Below are 17,954 nucleotides of genomic sequence, written 5' to 3'. Positions count from 1 at the left end.
GTGGGCTCCCCATTTCCGCCGCGTTCGGGTTGCGTTATCGTTACCGCTTCCGAGACGGTGGTGGGCCGCCTTGGATGAGATGACCGGACAGCGCTCCCCGTAGCCAAAGCGGGTTGGGTACGCCTCCGGCGAAGTGGTATTTGGGGCGCATGGGGATCCGTCGGTCAGATTCGGTTTTGCGAGCCGCGCGCGGTGTTGCGGCGGTCGCGACCTGCCTTGCGCTCGCCAATTGCGCCTCGTCGAACAAGTTCGCCAGCCGGGTCGATCCGAAATACGGCGTGTCCTCGAGCCCGCGGGTGGTGGCCTTTGGCGATCCGGTCCCGAAGGGCGGCGGCACCTACCGCGTCGGCAAGCCCTATGTCGTGGCGGGCCGGACTTACGTGCCGGAGGAGGACGTCAACTATCGCGCTGAGGGCATGGCCTCCTGGTACGGCGACAGTTTCCACGGCCGCCTGACCGCCAATGGCGAGGTGTTCGACATGACCTCGCTGACCGCGGCGCATCCGACCCTGCCGATGCCGTCTTATGCGCGGGTGACCAACGTCTCGAACGGCAAGTCGCTGATCGTCCGCGTCAATGACCGCGGGCCTTATCACGGCAACCGCCTCATCGACGTCTCGAACAAGGCTGCCGAACTCCTTGAATTCAAAGGAAATGGCGTCGCCAAGGTCCGCGTCGAATATGTCGGCCGGGCTCCGCTAGAAGGCTCCGACGACCGCCAGCTTCTGGCGACCCTGCGCACCGGCGTTCCGGCGCCGTCGCCCTCGATGGTCCGGGTCGCCTCGGCCAAGCCGTTTGTGCCGGAGCTGCCGTCCTCGACCCGCGGTGCCATTCGCGGCGAGGTCCCGATGCCGGAGGGGCGGCCATACAATCTCGGCAGTACCTCGGCCGATATGGCTTCGCTCAATGCTACCTCGGAAATGTCGGCCTCGAGCCGCAGCCGGGGCCAGGCGCTCCAGAACGCCCGCGCGGTGTCCTATGGCGAGGACGGTCGCTACGCCGCCGACAGCGCGGCCGCATCGACCGATGGCGCCGCCGAGGCCCGCAGCATCCTGAGCGGCCGCGGCCTCTACTGAGCCGCGCTCTCCTTCAAGAACGTGACGAGCGCCGCATTCACCTCTTCGGGCCGCTCCTGCTGCACCCAATGGCCGGCGCCCTCGATGATCAGCTTGCGCTTCAGATTGGGCAGCACGCGCTCGAGCTCGTTGACGCGCTTGGCCCCGATCAGGCCGGTGATGACGGCGTCCTTCGAGCCTGCGATGAAGAGGGAAGGCTGGTGAATCTGCGCGTCCTGCCAGGGCGCGGTCAGCTCCCAATTGCGGTCGATGTTGCGATACCAGTTCAGCCCGCCGCGGAAGCCGGACTTGCGGAAGGCCTCGGTGAAATAGGCCAGGTCTGCCTCGCTGAGCCAGCCAGGCAGCGGCTCGTCGGCGCCCGCGTGGCCGAGAAAGCCCTTGCCCTCCTGCACGAACATGGCGGCGGTGGGATCGGCGAGGCCCCGCCCGCCGAGGACGATGCGCATGGTGCGTGCGACGTCACGCTCGAGCTCGGCCTCGGCGACGCCGGGCGTCTGGAAATACTGCCAGTAGAAATTGGTGACGCCGCCCTGGCGCAGCAGGTCGAGCGGCTTGCCGCGGCCCCGGAACGGCGGCGGCACGCTCAGGCCCGCGACCGCCGTGAAGATGTCCGGCCGGAACAGCGCCGCGTGCCAGGCGACCGGTGCACCCCAATCATGGCCGACCACCATCGCCTTGGTCTCGCCGAGGGCCTGGACCAGGCCGACCACGTCGCCGACCGTGTCGAAGATCGAGTAGGCGTTCGCGTCGAGCGGCGCCGCGCTCTGGCCATAGCCGCGCATGTCGGGGGCGACGACGTGAAACCCGGCTTCGGCGACTGCCGGGATCTGGTGGCGCCAGGAATAGGACAGTTCCGGCCAGCCATGGCACAGCACCACAAGCGGTCCCTGTCCGGCTTCGCGGACGAACAGCTCGACCCCGTTGGACTTGATCATGCGGGTTGAGGGCATTCGCTTTTCCGCCTTGTTTCAGGGGTTTGGTCGAAAAACATGAGGCGTCACGATAGGGGCGCAGCGAGAATCGTGCAATCTCGGCGACAAGCGTCCAACCGCGTGTTGTTCGCATCTGTTCCACCTGTTAGAACGCCTCTCTCAGGGCTTCGCCATGGCACTTCGTCTTCCTTTGCTTCGTCGCAACCGGCTCACCGCCGGAACGCTGGCACGCGGGCTGATCGCGACGGTTTTGGCAGCGGCCATCGGCTGGGGCGGGGCGCTCCTTGCGGCCAACCAGAGCGTCCAGGGCGGCAAGAAAGCGGAAGATGCCGGCTTCGACGGCGATGCCCCGACCGCGATCCTGATCGAAGCCTCCTCGGGCAGCGTGCTGTTCGAGAAGAACGCCGACGAGCTGCGCGCGCCCTCGAGCATGATGAAGCTGATGACCGCGGAGGTCGTCTTCAATGCCATCAAGAAGGGCGACATCAAGCTGAACGACGAGTATCGGATCAGCGAGAATGCCTGGCGCAGAGGCGGGGCCCCCTCGGGCGGCTCGACCATGTTCGCCGCCATCAACAGCAAGGTCTCTGTCGACGATCTCCTGCGCGGCGCGATCATCCAGAGCGGCAACGACGCCTGCATCGCGCTGGCCGAAGCCATGGCGGGCAATGAGCGGATCTTTGCCGCGGACTTCATGACCAAGCGCGCCCGCGAGCTTGGCATGACCAGGTCGACCTTCGCCAATTCCAGCGGTCTGCCCGATCCCGGCAACAAGATGACGGTGCGCGAGCTCGGCATGCTTGCCCGGCACATCATCCTGGACTTCCCCGAATTCTACAAACTGTTCGGCGAGAAGGAGTTCACCTGGAACAAGATCCGCCAGCAAAACCGCAATCCGCTGCTCAATTCGATGGAAGGCGCTGACGGCCTGAAGACCGGCTACACCAAGGAAGGCGGCTACGGCATGGTCGGCTCCGCCGTGCAGAACGGCACGCGGCTGATCGTCGTCGTCAACGGACTTGACGATCCCGAGGACCGCGCCACGGAAGCCAAGAAGATGCTGGAATGGGGTTTTCGCAATTTCGAGACCCGCACCCTGATCGCAGCCGAGCAGCCGGTCGGCTACGCCAAGGTGTTCGGCGGCGAGAGCCGGTCGGTCAAGCTCATCGCCAAGACCCCTGTGAAGGTGATGGTGCACAAGAACGGCAGCGACAAGCTGATTGCGCGCATCGTCTATAGTGGCCCGGTGCGCGCGCCGATCGAGGCCGGCCAGCGGGTCGGCGTGGTCAGGGTCTGGCGCAGCGGCAACATCGCGGTCGAGACGCCGGTCTACGCCGCGGAGGCGATCGGCACCGGCTCGACCATGCGCCGCGCGATCGACGGCGCCAGCGAGCTCGTGATCGGCATGTTCCGCGCAGGCGCCGAGAAGCTCTGATCATGAGTGAGAGCGCTGCACAGCGGCCGTCCGGACGGGGACGCTTCATCACCTTTGAAGGCGGCGAGGGCACGGGCAAGTCGACCCAGATCAAGAAGCTCGCCGACCGCCTGAAGGCGGCAAAGCTGCGCATCCGCGTGACGCGGGAGCCGGGCGGCTCGCCGGGCGCTGAAATCATGCGTCATCTGGTGCTGTCGGGCATGGGCAAGCTGCTCGGCCCCGAGGCCGAGACGCTGCTGTTTGCCGCCGCGCGCGATGACCATGTCCGCACCGTGATCCAGCCGGCGCTGAGCCAGGGCGTCTGGGTGCTGTGCGACCGCTTCGCGGATTCGACGCGGGCGTATCAGGGCAGCCTCGGCCAGGTGCCCGATGGCCTGATCAACGCGATGCAAAGGGTGACGATCGGCGACCTCAAGCCGGACCTCACCATCATCCTCGATTTGCCGGTCGAGATCGGCCTGCAACGTGCCGCCGCGCGCCGCGGCAGCGGCACGCCCGACAGGTTTGAGGCTGAGAAGCTCAGCTTTCACCAGGGCCTCCGCGAAGCCTATCGCAAGATCGCGGCGGAGGATCCCGCGCGCTGCGTGCTGATCGACGCCAATTCCGATCCGGACACGGTCGCCGCGCGCGTCTGGACGGCGCTGCGCGAGCGCCTGCTGCCAACGCCTGCGTCAGTGGTGTCGGTATGAGCCCGCGTCAGGCCGAGCGCGAAACCGCCATACCGCATCCGCGCGAGACGTCGCAGCTGTTCGGCCATCGCGAGGCGGAGGCCGCGCTGCTTGATGCCTATCGCAGCGGACGCATTCCGCATGCCTGGCTGATCGGCGGGCCACAGGGGATCGGCAAGGCGACGCTGGCCTATCGCATGGCGCGCTTCGTGCTCACCCATGCGCAGCCGCTGGCGCCGGCCGTGCAGCGCGCCGAAAGCCTTGCGATCGATCACGACGACGCCGTGGCGCGGCAGGTGGCGGCCGGCTCGCATGGCGGCCTGCTGACGCTCGAGCGCACCGCCAACGAGCGCGGCGTGATGCGCACCGTGATCACCGTGGACGAGACGCGCGAGACGATCGGTTTCTTCGGCTCGACCGCCGCGGCCGAAGGCTGGCGCGTCTGCATCGTCGACACCGTCGACGAGCTCAATCCGAACGCGGCCAACGCGCTTCTGAAGATCTTGGAGGAGCCGCCGCAGCAATCGCTGTTCCTGCTGGTGAGCCACGCGCCCGCGCGGGTGCTCGCCACGATCCAGTCGCGCTGCCGCAAGCTGCGCCTGCGGCCGCTCGCGACGAACGATGTGATCGGCGCCGCCGCTTCGGCGGCTGAGCTCGATCCGAACGATGCCGCGCTGCGCGAGGCGGCCGAGGCCTCCGAGGGCAGCGTCGCACGGACGCTGACGTTGCTCGGTGGCGAGGCCCTGAAGCTTCAGCAGCGCACGGCGGCGCTGCTCGCGCGCCTGCCGCAGGTCGATCCGCGCGAATTGCACACGCTCGGCGATTCGCTCGGCACCAGCGACCGCGTGGCGCTTGCGGCCTTCATCGACGGCATCGACCGCTGGATTGCGGAGCGCCTGCATGCGGATGAGGCCAATGCCAACCAGAACCTGCCGCGCCTTGCGCGGCTAGCTGAGGTATGGGAAAAGATCGTCCGCGCCGCGCGCGACACCGAAACCTACAATCTGGAGCGAAAGCCCTTGGTTTTCTCGGTGTTCGGCTGGCTGGCGGACGCAACGCGCTAAAGCATGATCCGGAAAAGTGCGCAGCGGTTTTCCGAAAGATCATGCGCAAAACAATAACGGAACGCCGAGCCGTTTCCAAAATTCGAGAAGCCGGTAAAGGAATTCGTGGTGGCAACGCGAGCTAAGAAATCCGTCAAACGCAAGAGCGGCAAGAAGGCTGCGAAGAAGGCCGTCAAGAAAGCCGCGAAAAAGGCCAAGGCGCGCGCGGCCAAAGCTGCCAAGAAGGTCAAGAAGACCAAGAAGGCTGCCGTCAGGAAGAGCGTGAAGAAGGGCGCCGCAAAGAAGGCCGCGAAGAAGCAGGTCGTCGCCAAGAAGGCGGTGAAGAAGGCTGCCAAAAAGCCGGCCAAGGCTCCGGCGAAGAAGGTCGCGAAAAAGGTAGCTTCGCCTGCCGTGACCGCCGCACCGGCTCCCGTCGTGACGCCTATGAAGCCAAAGGCGCGGAAGCCAAAGGCTCCTCGTTCGCCGAAGCCCGTCGCTTCTGCGCAGGTTGCCGCGCCTGCGGTTGCCGCCGCGCGCGACAACGTCTTCTACATCACCACCGCGATCGCCTATCCCAACGGTAGCCCGCATATCGGTCATGCCTATGAGGCGATCGCGACCGACGCGCTGGCGCGCTTTGCGCGGCTCGATGGCAAGGATGTGTTCTTTTTGACCGGCACCGACGAGCACGGCCAGAAGATGATTCAGACGGCGGCGAGCGAAGGCATGTCCACCGCCGCGCTCGCGATGCGCAATGCCGGCCGCTTCAGAGAGATGGACGAGCGCCTGGACGTGTCGTTCGACCGCTTCATCCGCACCACCGAGGAGCAGCATCACCGCTCTAGCCAGGAGATCTGGCGCCGCATGGAAGCGAACGGCGACATCTACGCCGACACCTATTCGGGCTGGTACTCGGTCCGTGACGAGGCCTATTACGCCGAGGACGAGACGCGTGTGAACGACGATGGCGTGCGCTTGGGGCCGCAGGGCACGCCGGTGGAATGGGTGGAGGAGAAGAGCTATTTCTTCCGCTTGTCGGAGTACCAGGACAAGCTGCTCAAGCTCTATGCGGATCAGCCCGACTTCGTCGGGCCGGACTCGCGCAAGAACGAGGTGGTGAGCTTCGTCAAGGGCGGCCTGCGCGATCTCTCGATCTCGCGCACCACGTTCGATTGGGGCGTGAAGGTGCCCGGCGACGAAGAGCACGTGATGTATGTCTGGGTCGATGCGTTGACCAACTACATCACCGGCGTCGGTTTCCCCGATGAGAGCGACAAGAACTGGCGCTATTGGCCGGCCGACGTGCACGTCATCGGCAAGGACATCATCCGCTTCCATGCGGTGTATTGGCCGGCCTTCCTTTTGTCGGCGGGCATCCCGCTGCCGAAACGGGTCTATGCCCACGGCTTCCTGTTCAACAGGGGCGAGAAGATGTCGAAGTCGGTCGGCAACACTGTCGATCCCTTCAACCTCGCCGACCAGTACGGCGTCGACCAGTTGCGCTACTTCTTCTTGCGCGAGGTGCCGTTCGGCCAGGACGGCAACTACAATCACGAGGCGATTGTCGCGCGCATCAACGCCGATCTCGCCAACGATCTCGGCAATCTCGCGCAGCGCTCGCTGTCGATGATCGCAAAACAGCTCGGCGGCGTGCTGCCCGAGCCCGGCGAGTTCAGCGACAACGACAAGGCGATCCTGGCGATGGCCGACGGCATGATCGCTGCCTCGCGTGAAGCCATGGCGACGCAGCAGATTCATCAATGGCTCAACGCCGTCTGGGCCGTGGTCGCGGAGGCCAACCGCTATTTTGCGGGTGAAGCGCCGTGGGCGCTCGCCAAGACGGATCCGGCCAGGCAGAAGACGGTGCTCTACGTCACCGCCGAAGTCGTGCGTCAGATTGCGATCCTGGCTCAGCCCGCGATGCCGACCGCCTCCGGCAAGCTGCTCGACAGCCTCGGCATCCCCGAAGCCGAGCGCAATTTTGACATGCTCGGCGGCGCCAAGCGCATCGCGCCCGGTTCGACGCTGCCGGCGCCGATGCCGGCGTTCCCGCGCTACGTCGAGCCGGCGGCCTGAAGGCGTTCGCACGATGCTGGTCGACAGTCATTGCCATCTGGATTTTCCGGACTTTGCGGAAGATCTCGACGGTATCGTGTCGCGGGCGCGAGCCGCCGGGATCGCCCGCATGGTCACGATCTCGACGCGGGTCCGGCGGCTGCAGGACCTGCTCGCCATCGCGGAGCGCTATGACGACGTCTATTGCTCGGTCGGCACCCATCCGCATCATGCGGACGAGGAGGACGGCATCGCGCCGGATGAGCTGATTGCGCTGACCCAGCATCCCAAGGTCGTCGCGCTCGGCGAGGCCGGGCTCGATTATTTCTACGACAACGGCTCGCCGGAGGCGCAGGCGAGGGGCTTTCGCGCCCACATCGCCGCCGCCCGCACCACCGGCCTGCCGCTGGTGATCCATACCCGCGAGGCCGACGAGGACTGCGCGCGCATCCTGGAAGAGGAGGCCGCAAAGGGATCGTTTTGCGCCGTCCTGCATTGTTACACGGGCGGGCGCGAGCTGGCACTGAAGGCGGTGTCGCTCGGGCTCTATATCGGCTTCACGGGAATCCTGACCTTCAAGAAATCGGAGACCTTACGCGCGATCGCAGCCGAACTGCCGCCCGATCGTATCCTGGTCGAAACAGACTCGCCCTATCTTGCGCCCGGCAAATTTCGGGGCAAGCGCAACGAGCCGGCCTACGTGGTCGAGGTCGCAAAGGTGCTCGCCGAGACGCGCGGCGTGTCGCTCGACGAGATCTCGCGCCAGACCAGCGAAAACTTCTTCCGCCTGTTCTCGAAGGTGAAAGCTTGAGACTGGGAGCCACATGACGCTGACGCTGACGATCCTGGGCTGCGGCTCCTCCGCCGGCGTGCCGCGCCCGGCGCTCGGCTGGGGCGCCTGTGATCCCAACAATCCCAAGAACCGCCGTCGCCGCTGCTCGCTGCTGGTCGAACGGACGTCCGAGCATGGCACGACACGCATCGTGATCGACACCTCGCCGGACCTGCGCGAACAATTGCTCTCGACCAATGTCGACCACATCGACGCGGTGTTCCTGACGCACGAACATGCCGACCAGACCCACGGCATGGATGATCTGCGCTCGGTCGTCATGCACATGCGCCGGCGCATTCCAACCTATTTCAACCAGTCGACCGCCAAGGACATCCTGTCGCGGTTCTCCTATTGCTTCATCTCGCCCGAGGGCAGCGATTATCCGCCGATCCTGACGCGGCATTCGATCGAGGCGGGAGAAAGCCAGACCATTCTGGGGAAGGGCGGCGCGGTGACGATGACCGCCTTTCTGGTGCAGCACGGCAACATCCCCGCGCTCGGCTACCGCATCGGGGATGCGGCCTACACGCCTGATCTCAATGATATCCCGCGCGAGAGCTGGGAGGCGCTGGAAAATCTCGATCTCTGGATCGTCGACGGCCTGCGTTACACCGGCCATGTCAGCCATTTCAGCATCAACGACGCGCTGTCCTGGATCGAGAGCTTCAAGCCGAAGCGCGCGGTCATCACCAACATGACCGCCGACGTCGATTATGAGGTTATCCGACAGTCGCTGCCCCCTGGCGTGGTGCCGGCCTACGACGGGCTGCGGCTCGAGACGCACTAAACCCGCGGTGGAAATTCTCCTGCCAGCCGGCATAGACCTTGCTTGCACCGGCCCCATCATGTTGATCTAACGTCTGAAAGACAGGCGTTGGGCAGGGCGATATTCAAACAGGACCGGCAGTCGGATGCTATCGGTCCGTCGAGTCGCCTCGTGTGAGGATGGGGATCGCGTTGGCAGAGGACGATGTAGCGACTCAGGGACCGGTACGACGCGCGCTGGACCTCCTCTATCTCGGCGCGGGCTATGCCGCGGGCGTCTTCCTGGTCGCGATCTTCGCAATCATGATGGTGATGTCGGTCGGGCGCCAGTTTGCGCTCAACATTCCCGCCGGCGATGATTTTGCGTCCTGGTGCATGGCCGCGATGGCGTTCCTCGGCCTCGCTCACACCTTCAAGCGCGGAGAGATGATCCGCGTCGGCCTGCTGCTGGAGCGTTTGCACGGACGGACCAAGCAGATCGCGGAGGTCGTGGCGCTCGGTATTGCCGCTGCCTTCATTCTCTACTTCACCCGTCATGCTGTGCAGATGACCTACGATTCCTGGCGCTTCAACGACGTGGCGCAGGGCGTGGTCGCGCTTCCGCTCTGGATTCCCCAGCTCGGCTTCGCCGGCGGCCTCGTGATCCTCTCGATCGCGCTGATCGACGAGATGGTCAACGTCATCGGCGGCAACCGTCCGAGCTACGAGAAGGGCTCGCCCGACGAAACTCCGGAAGAGTTCGTCGAACGCATCTCGCAGGGCGGTGGGGGCTGACCATGGCCAGTCTCGGCATGATCGAGCTGTCGTTCGTCCTGCTCGGCGTCATGATCCTGCTGCTGGGAAGCGGCGTCTGGATCGCGGTCTCGCTCGGGCTGGTCGGCTTCGTGGCGATGGCGCTCACCACGAGCCTGCCGCTCGGCACCGTGCTTGCGACCACCACCTGGAGCGCGAGCTCATCCTGGACGCTGGCGGCCCTGCCGTTGTTCATCTGGATGGGAGAGATTCTCTTCCGCACCAAATTGTCGGAGGAAATGTTCCGCGGCCTGTCGCCCTGGGTGCAGTGGCTGCCGGGACGGCTGACACATGTGAACGTGATCGGCTGCGGCATCTTCGCGGCGGTGTCGGGTTCGTCGGCGGCGACCTGCGCGACGATCGGCAAGATCGCGCTGCCGGAGCTCGACAAGCGCGGCTATGATAAGGGCCTGAGCCTCGGATCGCTGGCGGGCTCGGGCACGCTCGGCCTGCTGATCCCGCCGTCGATTCCGATGGTGGTCTATGCCGTCACGGCGAACGTCTCCGTGCTTCAAGTGTTTCTCGGCGGCTTCCTGCCGGGATTGCTCGTGATCGCGCTCTATTCCGGCTACATCATCATCTGGTCGCTGCTCAACCCGACAAAGGTTCCGCCGCGCGATCCGCCAATGCCGCTCCGGCAGAAGCTGCGCGAGTCCGCCAAGCTCGCGCCCTGCCTGCTGCTGATCCTGGCGGTGTTCCTGTCGCTCGTTCTCGGCTTTGCGACGGCGACGGAATGCGCGGCCTGGGGCGTTTCCGGCGCGCTGCTGCTGGCTTGGTGGAGCGGCACGCTCACGCGCAAGAACTTCCTCGAGAGCATCATGAGCGCGACGCGCCTGACCTGCATGATCATGCTGATCCTGGCAGGCGCGGCCTACACCACGGCGGCGATGGCCTATACGGGGATTCCGGCCGCGCTCGCCACCTGGGTCCAGGGCCAGCAGCTCACGCCGAGCATGCTGGCGCTGTATCTGAGCATCATGTACATCATCCTGGGTTGCCTGATCGACGGCATCTCGATGATCGTTCTGACCGCTGTCATCGTCCTGCCCATGGTCAGGCAAGCCGGCCTCGACCTGGTCTGGTTCGGCGTCTATCTGATCATCCACGTCGAAATGGCGCAGATCACGCCGCCGGTGGGGTTCAACCTGTTCGTGCTCCAGAACATGAGCGGCCGCGATACGTTCACGGTCGCGCGGGCGGCCTTCCCGTTCTTCGTGCTGTTGCTCGCTGCGGTCTTCATCATCACGGAGTATCCGCAGATCGTGACGTTCCTGCCGAAGCTCGCTTTCCCAGACTGAGCGTACCCGTTCTCTAGATCGACTGTGAGGAGAAGTCCGATGATGTCTCGTTTATTCCACGCATCCTTGATTGCCGGCGTTGTGCTGGCCGCGACACCTGCCTCGGCTCAGAGCAAATGGAACCTGCCGGCAGCGTATCCTGCGGACAATCCGCACTCCGAAAACCTGGTCGCGTTCGCCAAGGACGTCGAAGCCGCCACCTCGGGCAAGCTCCAGATCACGGTTCATCCGGGCGCCTCGCTGTTCAAGGCGCCCGACATCAAGCGCGCCGTGGTGACCGGGCAGGCGCAGATGGGTGAGGTGCTGCTGTCGATCCACGAGAACGAAGACCCGATCTTCGGCGTCGACGTCGTGCCGTTCCTCGCGACCAGCTTCCCCGAGGCGACGAAGCTGTATCAGGCCTCCAAGCCTGCGATCGCCAAGAAGCTCGACGCGCAAGGTCTCAAGCTGCTGTTCGTGGTGCCGTGGGCACCGCAGGGCGTCTACGTCAACAAGCCGCTGGCCACGATCGAGGACATGAAGGGTCTGAAGTGGCGCGCCTACAATGTCGGGACCGCGCGGATCGGCGAACTGGTCGGCGCGCAATCGGTCACGATCCAGGCTGCGGAACTGCCACAGGCGTTGGCGACCGGCGTGGTGAACTCCTTCATGTCGTCGGGCGGCACCGGCTACGATTCGAAGGCGTGGGAGTCGCTCAAATACTTCTATGACGTGCAGGCCTGGATTCCGAAGAACTACACTTTCGTCAACAAGGCTGCGTTCGAGGCGCTCGACAAGCCGACCCAGGAGGCCATCCTGAAGGCCGCCGCCACCGCGGAGACGCGCGGCTGGAAGGCTTGGGAAGAGAAGGCCAATTGGTACCTCGGTCAGCTCAAGGCCAAAGGCATGACTGTCGAGCCGCCGAGCCCGGCACTGAAGGCCGGCTTCCAGAAGATCGGCGACCAGCTCACGGCCGACTGGCTCAAGAAGGCAGGGGCCGACGGTCAGGCGGTGCTCGACTCCTACAAGAAGATGTGAGGATGAGAGAGCTTCCGCCCGCCGCAGGCGGGCGGAAGCTTCTTTGGCCGCTGGTCAGGCCGAGATCGCCTTCACCGAGCCGACTTCGTTGCGCAGCAGGAACTTTTGGATCTTGCCCGTGGACGTCTTCGGGATCGGCCCGAACACGACCGCCTTCGGCGTCTTGAAGCCGGACATCTGGCTGCGGCAGAAGGCGATGATATCCGCCTCGCTGGCACTGGCGCCCTCTTTCAGTTCGACGAAGGCGCAGGGCACTTCACCCCATTTCGGATCGGGCTTTGCCACCACGGCCGCGAACAGCACGGCCGGGTGCTTGTAGAGGATGTCCTCGACCTCGACCGAGGAAATGTTCTCGCCCCCGGAGATGATGATGTCCTTGGAGCGATCCTTGATGATGACGTAGCCGTGCTCGTCGAGCACGCCGAGATCGCCGGTGTGGAACCAGCCGCCTTCGAAAGCTTCCCTGGTCGCCTTCTCGTTCTTCAGGTAGCCCTTCATCACGATGTTGCCGCGGAACATGACCTCGCCGATCGTCTCGCCGTCGCGCGGCACCTGCTGCATCGTTTGCGGGTTGATCACGGTGACGCTTTCCTGCAGCGGGTAGGGCACGCCCTGCCGGCGCTTCATGCGCGCGCGCTCGGCGGCGGGCAGGTCATCCCAGCCCGGCTGCTCGGCGCAGACGGAGGCGGGGCCGTAGACCTCGGTCAGGCCGTAAACATGCGTCAGCTTGATGCCGATGCTTTCGGCGCCTTCCAGCACCGCGACCGGTGGCGCTGCGCCCGCGATCAGGCCGACGACGCGGCGGGCCGCATCGCCCTTTGGTGCATCGGGCGCGTTGATCAGCGTGTTGTAGACGATCGGCGCGCCGCACATATGGGTGACGCCGTGTTGCTTGATCAGCTCGAAGATCCTGGTCGGCTCGACCTTGCGCAGGCAGACATTGATGCCGGCGGCCGCCGCAATGGTCCAGGGAAAGCACCAGCCGTTGCAGTGGAACATCGGCAGCGTCCAGAGATAGACCGGATGCTGGCCGAGATTGCCGGCGAGGATGTTGCTGACGGCGTTCAGATAGGCGCCGCGATGATGGGTAACGACGCCCTTGGGATTGCCCGTCGTGCCCGAGGTGTAGCTCAGCGCAATCGCGTCCCATTCATCGCTCGGCGTGATCGGCGCGAAGCCTGGATCGCCTTCGGCGACGGCTGCCTCGTATTCGATCTCGCCGATGCGGGTGCCGCCCTTGAACGATGCATCGTCGACGTCGACCACCAGCGGCTTGGGGCCGGTCATCTGCGCCAGGGCCGCAGTGATGACGCCTGAAAACTCTGGATCGACCAGGATGATTTTCGCGCCGCCATGATCGAGCTGGAACGCGATCGAAGGCGCATCGAGGCGGATGTTGAGCGCGTTGAGCACGGCGCCGGTCATGGGCACCGCGAAGTGCGCCTCGTTCATCGCGGGAATGTTCGGCAGCATCGCCGCGACGGTGTCGCCGACGCCGATGCCCTTGCTCGAAAGCCACGAGGCGAACCGCCGGCAGCGCTCATAGGTCTGAGCCCAGGTGAAGCTGCGGCCTTCATAGACCGTGCTGACGTGATCGGGATAGACCGCGGCGCTGCGCGCGAGGAAGCTCAGCGGGCTCAGCGGCACATAGTTGGCTTGCGTCTTGTCGAGGCCGATATTGTACGGATTCTGTCGCTCGCTCATCGACACCCTCCTTAAACCGCATCAAAGAAATCCGATCGAGATCCACGGGAAGATCGCGACGATGATCAATCCCACCAGCAGCGCCAGCAGATAGCCCCAGATCGGCCTGATGCCTTCGGCCGGATCGACGCGCCCGATGGCGCAGGCGGCATAATAGCCGACGCCGAAGGGCGGGGCGAATAGCCCGATACCCATGGCGAGAATGATCACCATGGCGTAGTGCACCTCGTGCACGCCGACGGCGCGGGCGATCGGAAACAGCAGCGGTCCGAACAGCACGATCGCCGGGATGCCCTCCAGCACGCTGCCGAGGATGGTGAAGGCCAGGATCGACACGGCGATGAAGGTCGCAGCCCCGCCCGGCAATCCCGTCATGGCTGCAGCCAGCGAGCGCGAGAAGCCGGATTGGGTCAGGCCCCAGGCCATGCCGGTCGCCGTGCCGATGATCAGGAGGATCGCACCCGACAGCGCGGCGGTCTCGACGAGCATCGGAAACAGCCGCCGCCAGTCGAAGCGGCGGTAGATCAGAAGGCCCACGAAGGCGCCATAGACGATGCCGATGGTGGAGACTTCGGTGGCGGTCGCGATGCCCTCGACCACGGCATAGCGGATCACGAAGGGCAGAGCGAGCGCGGGCAGGGCGACGACGAAGGTCTTGCCGATCTCGGATGCCGTCGCGCGGCGGACGTGGCTCATGTCCTCGTGGCGGTAGCGCCACCACACCAGCATGCAGAGCGTTACGGCGAGCACGACGCCGGGCAGGAGGCCGCCGGTGAAGAGGGCGGCGATCGAGACGCCCGTGACCGAGCCGATCGTGATCAGCACGAGGCTGGGCGGGATGGTCTCGGTCTGGGCGCCGGTGGCCGCCAGCAGCGCGACGAGATCGCCGGGCTTGGCGCCGCGCTCTTTCATCTCCGGGAACAGCACGGGCGCGACTGCCGCCATGTCGGCCGCCTTGGCGCCAGAGATGCCGGAGACGAGGTACATCGCGCCGACCAGCACGTAATGCAGGCCGCCCCTGATATGGCCGAGCAGGCTTGCCAGGAACGCCACCATGGCCCGCGCCATGCCGGTCATCTCGATCAGTAACCCCAGAAACACGAACAGCGGCACGGAAAGCAGGATGAGGTGGCTCATGCCCTCGTCCATCCGCCCGACCAGCACCATGACCGGCGTGCGCGTGGTCAGCGCGAGATAGCCGTAGATCGCAAGACCAAAGCCGAACGCAATGGGAACCCCGGCAAACACGCAGAAGCCGGCGACGCCGACGAAGAAGATGATGAGGTTGAGATTGCCGAGCGGTCGCAGCAATGGCTCGGCCAGCCAGAACAGGCCGATCACGACCGCAACCGACAGCACGGCGGCCGCAACCATGCGGTGGTCGGCGGCGCGCGCGAGCCGCAGCAGGGCAAAGGCCGCCATCAGGCCGATGCCGGCCGGCAGCGCGGCGGCGCGCCACATATTGGAGATCTGCAGCGCCGGCGTCGTGATGTAGCTTTCTTCATAGGCGTAGTCGCAGGCCGGCCACGCAATCAGGATCAGGAACGCCAGGGCCGCGGAGGTCGCGACCAGATCGAGATAGGCGCGCATCGCCGGCCTGGCGCTGGCGACGACCGCCGTCATGCGCATGTGCTCGGAGCGGCGGAACGCAACCGCCGCGCCCAGCATGGCGAGCCACAGGAACAGAATCGAGGCGAGCTCGTCCGACCAGATCAGCGGCCGGTGCAGGCCATAGCGTGCGACCACCCCGGCAAACAGGATCACGATCTCGGCGATCACCAGGATCGCCGTCGGGATTTCGACGACGAGGCCGAGCACGCGCTCAACTGAGGCCAGCAGCGAAGGTCGGCGAGGGGACTGCAACGTCACCTCGCCCACCGCTTCGGTCAACTCGATCTCGACGTGAGCCATCCTGATACCGACCTCGACGGCCCCAATGCGCTACGACAGCTTGCCGACGGCTTTCTCCAGAAGCTCCCAGGCCTGATCGCCATATTTGCCCTTCCATTCGGCATAGAAGCCGGCGGAGCGCAGCTTGTCGCGGAACGGCGCGATGGGCGGCTGGTTGAAGGTCAGGCCCTTGCCCGCGAGTTCCTGCTGCAGGTTGGCGTTCAGCTTGGCGGTATCCTCACGCTCCTTGACGGCGGCGGCATTGATGTTCCTGGCGACGACGGTGCGCACGTCCTGCGGCAGCTTTTCCCAGGCTCTGCGGTTGGCCAGGAACCAGAAGCCGTCCCACATGTGGTTGGTCAGCGAGCAGTACTTCTGCACCTCGTAGAGCTTGCCGGTCGAGATGATGGCCAGCGGGTTCTCCTGGCCCTCGACGATCTTGGTCTGGAGTGCGGAATAAACCTCGCTGAAATTGATCGAGGCGGGCGCGGCATCGAACGCCTTGAACATCGAGGTCCACAGCGGCGAAACCGGCACGCGGATCTTGAAGCCCTTGAGATCGTCAGGCCCGGCGATCGGCCTGGTCGACGACGTGGTCTGGCGGAAGCCGTTGTCCCAGATCTTGTCCATGACCTCGAGGCCGGCCTTCTTGATCTCGCCGCGGACATGGGCGCCGAGATCGCCGTCCATGGCCTTCCAGACCGTGTCGTAGTCCGGGAACGCGAAGCCGATGCCGTTGATGGACGCCGCCGGCACCAGGGTCGACAGGATCAGGCCGGACAGCGTGAAGAACTCGACGCCGCCGGAGCGGATCTGGCTCAGCATGTCGGTGTCGGAGCCGAGCTGATTGTTCGGGAAGATTTGCAGGTCGAACTTGCCGCCTGTCTCGGTCTTGATCGCCGCCGCCATCTCCTTGGCACGGACGTTGAGCGGATGGGTGTCGGGCAGGTTATTGGCGTACTTGTAGGTGAACTCGGCGCTCTGGGCGCGGGCCACATGGGGCGCACCGAGGCCGCCGAGGACCGCGGTCGCGGCGGAAGCCTTGAGAAGCGTGCGTCGGGAATAGCGCGTGGAAAGGACCATGGGTCTGCTTCCTCGGAAGGTTTGTTGTTGTTCTGAGATGCAAACCTATACGGGCGGTCGGCCTTAGGGTCATCTGCGATCTCGCGGATGCCTCGCTTATTGCAGCCGGACAAGGTCACGGCAATATCGGCTTTCGCAGACCTCGACCCGTTTCAAAACCTGAAAAACAACCCCATGCACAGTAGACATCAAGAGCTAAGACGACGGCCGACGCGCAGACGGAGATACGGGCTTTGGCGAAGGTCGGATGTCAGCAATTCCGCCTAAATAACTGATCCGATTGTACATAAATATATTCCATAATATACCTTATGCGAATTGTGGATTTTGCTCTGGCGACGGCATCCGACCGCTCGCATCGCACCGAGGCCCACCTTGAGATTCCGTCTGGGACGCTTTCGACGGCCTGCCGGCCACTGTCCTTCGGACAAGCCGCCATGCGATCGACGGCACCCATAGCCACGATTGCCGCAAGCGCGTTACGCCGCCGACAGCGATCGGAGCCAAGCCAATCTCGAGATCGCTTGCTCTGCCAGTCGCTGCAGGCGTTCGAGGTGGGCCGCATCGGTCGCCCGTTCGGCGCCTTCGAGGTAGCCGTCGACGAGCGCTTCGGCGACCTCCAATGGGCCTTTGCGTTCCATGGGCGCCGGAAAGCTTCCCGCACCCACGGCGGCGTCGGCCATCTCGATTGCCTGTTGGCGAATGCCCCTTATCCGGACCGCCGCTGGCCCGCTCAGGCGTGGTTCCATCTCGGCAAGTTGCGCGGCCAGGCGGAGCTCGAGCCGCTGCGCGTCGATATGCGGCGGTCGAGGCTCCGCCGACGTCTCGGCACGGCTCCGTTCGTGTTCGTGGCGATATGCGCGCCGCCTCTCCTTCCGCAGCGCGGCGACATGGCCGAGTTCCTCCCTTGCCATGGCCTCAGACGCCTTCTTGACTTCAGGATCCCGGGAATAGGCTGCCAGGTAGGACCAGAACGCGAAGGCCCGTTCCTCATTGCGCACTGCCATCGCTAACGCGCGGTACGGCGTCAAAAGCCGCGAGGTGTTCACCTCAGCGGCGGTCTCTGCATCGAAGGTCTCGGGCGCTTCCCAGCGCACCAGCGCAGGATCCGGATCCTTGCCGCAGCGCGATTGCGACCATCGTGCGACGCTGTCGACGTGCTCGCGTTCCGCGGCTGCGAGTTGGGTGAATACCGCCGCCAAGTCGTTCTTGTTCTGCCGACGCATCTCATCGGCAAATCCGCTGTACCTGTTCGCGGCCTCCTGTTCCATGGCATGCGCGAGCGCGAACAGCTCATCAAGCGACTGCAAGGTACCGGTCGGCTCGGCTCCCAGGAGAGCCTTTCGAAGCAGAGGCATTGC

Annotated in this window: 15 protein-coding genes; 10 read left to right on the top strand and 5 right to left on the bottom strand. The window is 65.0% G+C overall.

Features of this window, described 5'->3' with window-relative positions:
• Positions 1–149: 149 nt before the first annotated feature.
• Positions 150–1,076: a septal ring lytic transglycosylase RlpA family protein gene (locus I6F33_RS08940; RefSeq protein WP_225142003.1), complete on the top strand. Its 927-nt coding sequence runs from the start codon at positions 150–152 to the stop codon at positions 1,074–1,076.
• On the opposite strand, the gene I6F33_RS08935 is transcribed toward I6F33_RS08940, so the two are convergent.
• The gene (locus I6F33_RS08935; protein WP_036031438.1) at positions 1,070–2,026 is read right to left on the bottom strand and encodes an alpha/beta fold hydrolase; all 957 of its coding nucleotides are present in this window, start codon (positions 2,024–2,026) and stop codon (positions 1,070–1,072) included. The genes I6F33_RS08940 and I6F33_RS08935 overlap by 7 nt on opposite strands.
• Positions 2,027–2,180: 154 nt before the next feature.
• Between I6F33_RS08935 and I6F33_RS08930 the strand changes: the two genes are divergently transcribed.
• The 9 genes from I6F33_RS08930 (at position 2,181) to I6F33_RS08890 (ending at position 11,916) form a co-directional block, all read left to right on the top strand.
• Positions 2,181–3,443 (top strand): D-alanyl-D-alanine carboxypeptidase family protein, encoded by a 1,263-nt coding sequence (locus I6F33_RS08930; RefSeq protein WP_035999217.1) that lies wholly within the window; start codon positions 2,181–2,183, stop codon positions 3,441–3,443.
• Between the two features lie 2 nt (positions 3,444–3,445).
• A complete protein-coding gene (tmk, locus tag I6F33_RS08925) occupies positions 3,446–4,132 on the top strand; it encodes a dTMP kinase (RefSeq protein ID WP_225112893.1) in 687 nt (228 codons plus the stop codon).
• Positions 4,129–5,175 carry a DNA polymerase III subunit delta' gene (locus I6F33_RS08920; RefSeq protein ID WP_225142001.1) on the top strand — a complete coding sequence of 349 codons (1,047 nt, stop codon included), beginning with the start codon at positions 4,129–4,131 and terminating at the stop codon, positions 5,173–5,175. Before tmk ends, I6F33_RS08920 begins: the two co-directional genes overlap by 4 nt.
• A gap of 108 nt (positions 5,176–5,283) precedes the next feature.
• On the top strand, positions 5,284–7,230 hold the full coding sequence (metG, locus tag I6F33_RS08915; RefSeq protein WP_225141999.1) for a methionine--tRNA ligase: 1,947 nt from the start codon (positions 5,284–5,286) through the stop codon (positions 7,228–7,230).
• 13 nt (positions 7,231–7,243) lie between these two features.
• Positions 7,244–8,020 carry a TatD family hydrolase gene (locus tag I6F33_RS08910; RefSeq protein WP_225141997.1) on the top strand — a complete coding sequence of 259 codons (777 nt, stop codon included), beginning with the start codon at positions 7,244–7,246 and terminating at the stop codon, positions 8,018–8,020.
• A 13-nt stretch (positions 8,021–8,033) separates the two neighbouring features.
• Positions 8,034–8,831, top strand: coding sequence for an MBL fold metallo-hydrolase (locus I6F33_RS08905; protein WP_225141995.1), 798 nt, complete (start codon positions 8,034–8,036; stop codon positions 8,829–8,831).
• A 158-nt stretch (positions 8,832–8,989) separates the two neighbouring features.
• Positions 8,990–9,583 carry a TRAP transporter small permease gene (locus tag I6F33_RS08900; RefSeq protein ID WP_035999231.1) on the top strand — a complete coding sequence of 198 codons (594 nt, stop codon included), beginning with the start codon at positions 8,990–8,992 and terminating at the stop codon, positions 9,581–9,583.
• A gap of 2 nt (positions 9,584–9,585) precedes the next feature.
• Positions 9,586–10,899 (top strand): TRAP transporter large permease, encoded by a 1,314-nt coding sequence (locus I6F33_RS08895; protein ID WP_035999234.1) that lies wholly within the window; start codon positions 9,586–9,588, stop codon positions 10,897–10,899.
• A 39-nt stretch (positions 10,900–10,938) separates the two neighbouring features.
• Entirely contained in the window at positions 10,939–11,916 is a 978-nt protein-coding gene (locus I6F33_RS08890) for a TRAP transporter substrate-binding protein (RefSeq protein WP_225141993.1), read from the top strand.
• 54 nt (positions 11,917–11,970) lie between these two features.
• Here I6F33_RS08890 and I6F33_RS08885 read toward each other — a convergent pair whose 3' ends face one another.
• From I6F33_RS08885 to I6F33_RS08870, 4 genes are all read right to left on the bottom strand, one after another.
• A complete protein-coding gene (locus I6F33_RS08885; RefSeq protein ID WP_225141990.1) occupies positions 11,971–13,620 on the bottom strand; it encodes an acyl-CoA synthetase in 1,650 nt (549 codons plus the stop codon).
• A gap of 21 nt (positions 13,621–13,641) precedes the next feature.
• Complete coding sequence (locus tag I6F33_RS08880; protein ID WP_225141988.1) at positions 13,642–15,531, bottom strand: TRAP transporter large permease subunit; 1,890 nt, start codon at positions 15,529–15,531, stop codon at positions 13,642–13,644.
• A gap of 30 nt (positions 15,532–15,561) precedes the next feature.
• Positions 15,562–16,593, bottom strand: coding sequence for a TRAP transporter substrate-binding protein (locus I6F33_RS08875; RefSeq protein WP_225141985.1), 1,032 nt, complete (start codon positions 16,591–16,593; stop codon positions 15,562–15,564).
• 479 nt (positions 16,594–17,072) lie between these two features.
• Positions 17,073–17,951: a ferritin family protein gene (locus tag I6F33_RS08870; RefSeq protein WP_109143764.1), complete on the bottom strand. Its 879-nt coding sequence runs from the start codon at positions 17,949–17,951 to the stop codon at positions 17,073–17,075.
• Positions 17,952–17,954 lie beyond the last annotated feature (3 nt).

The sequence above is a fragment of the Bradyrhizobium sp. BRP20 genome, assembly GCF_020194215.1.
GTDB lineage: Bacteria > Pseudomonadota > Alphaproteobacteria > Rhizobiales > Xanthobacteraceae > Bradyrhizobium > Bradyrhizobium yuanmingense.
Note: the sequence above shows the minus strand (reverse complement) of the source record. Positions and strands in the feature narration are given on the sequence as shown.

What these genes read in the sequence shown, in the direction of transcription:
- I6F33_RS08930 (WP_035999217.1), top strand. Translation starts at nt 2,181, where the DNA reads ATGGCACTTCGTCTTCCTTTGCTTCGTCGCAACCGGCTCACCGCCGGA.
- I6F33_RS08875 (WP_225141985.1), bottom strand. Translation starts at nt 16,593, where the DNA reads ATGGTCCTTTCCACGCGCTATTCCCGACGCACGCTTCTCAAGGCTTCC.
- I6F33_RS08885 (WP_225141990.1), bottom strand. Translation starts at nt 13,620, where the DNA reads ATGAGCGAGCGACAGAATCCGTACAATATCGGCCTCGACAAGACGCAA.
- I6F33_RS08900 (WP_035999231.1), top strand. Translation starts at nt 8,990, where the DNA reads ATGGGGATCGCGTTGGCAGAGGACGATGTAGCGACTCAGGGACCGGTA.
- I6F33_RS08870 (WP_109143764.1), bottom strand. Translation starts at nt 17,951, where the DNA reads ATGCCTCTGCTTCGAAAGGCTCTCCTGGGAGCCGAGCCGACCGGTACC.
- I6F33_RS08920 (WP_225142001.1), top strand. Translation starts at nt 4,129, where the DNA reads ATGAGCCCGCGTCAGGCCGAGCGCGAAACCGCCATACCGCATCCGCGC.
- I6F33_RS08940 (WP_225142003.1), top strand. Translation starts at nt 150, where the DNA reads ATGGGGATCCGTCGGTCAGATTCGGTTTTGCGAGCCGCGCGCGGTGTT.
- I6F33_RS08905 (WP_225141995.1), top strand. Translation starts at nt 8,034, where the DNA reads ATGACGCTGACGCTGACGATCCTGGGCTGCGGCTCCTCCGCCGGCGTG.
- I6F33_RS08890 (WP_225141993.1), top strand. Translation starts at nt 10,939, where the DNA reads ATGATGTCTCGTTTATTCCACGCATCCTTGATTGCCGGCGTTGTGCTG.
- tmk (WP_225112893.1), top strand. Translation starts at nt 3,446, where the DNA reads ATGAGTGAGAGCGCTGCACAGCGGCCGTCCGGACGGGGACGCTTCATC.
- I6F33_RS08880 (WP_225141988.1), bottom strand. Translation starts at nt 15,531, where the DNA reads ATGGCTCACGTCGAGATCGAGTTGACCGAAGCGGTGGGCGAGGTGACG.
- I6F33_RS08895 (WP_035999234.1), top strand. Translation starts at nt 9,586, where the DNA reads ATGGCCAGTCTCGGCATGATCGAGCTGTCGTTCGTCCTGCTCGGCGTC.
- I6F33_RS08935 (WP_036031438.1), bottom strand. Translation starts at nt 2,026, where the DNA reads ATGCCCTCAACCCGCATGATCAAGTCCAACGGGGTCGAGCTGTTCGTC.
- I6F33_RS08910 (WP_225141997.1), top strand. Translation starts at nt 7,244, where the DNA reads ATGCTGGTCGACAGTCATTGCCATCTGGATTTTCCGGACTTTGCGGAA.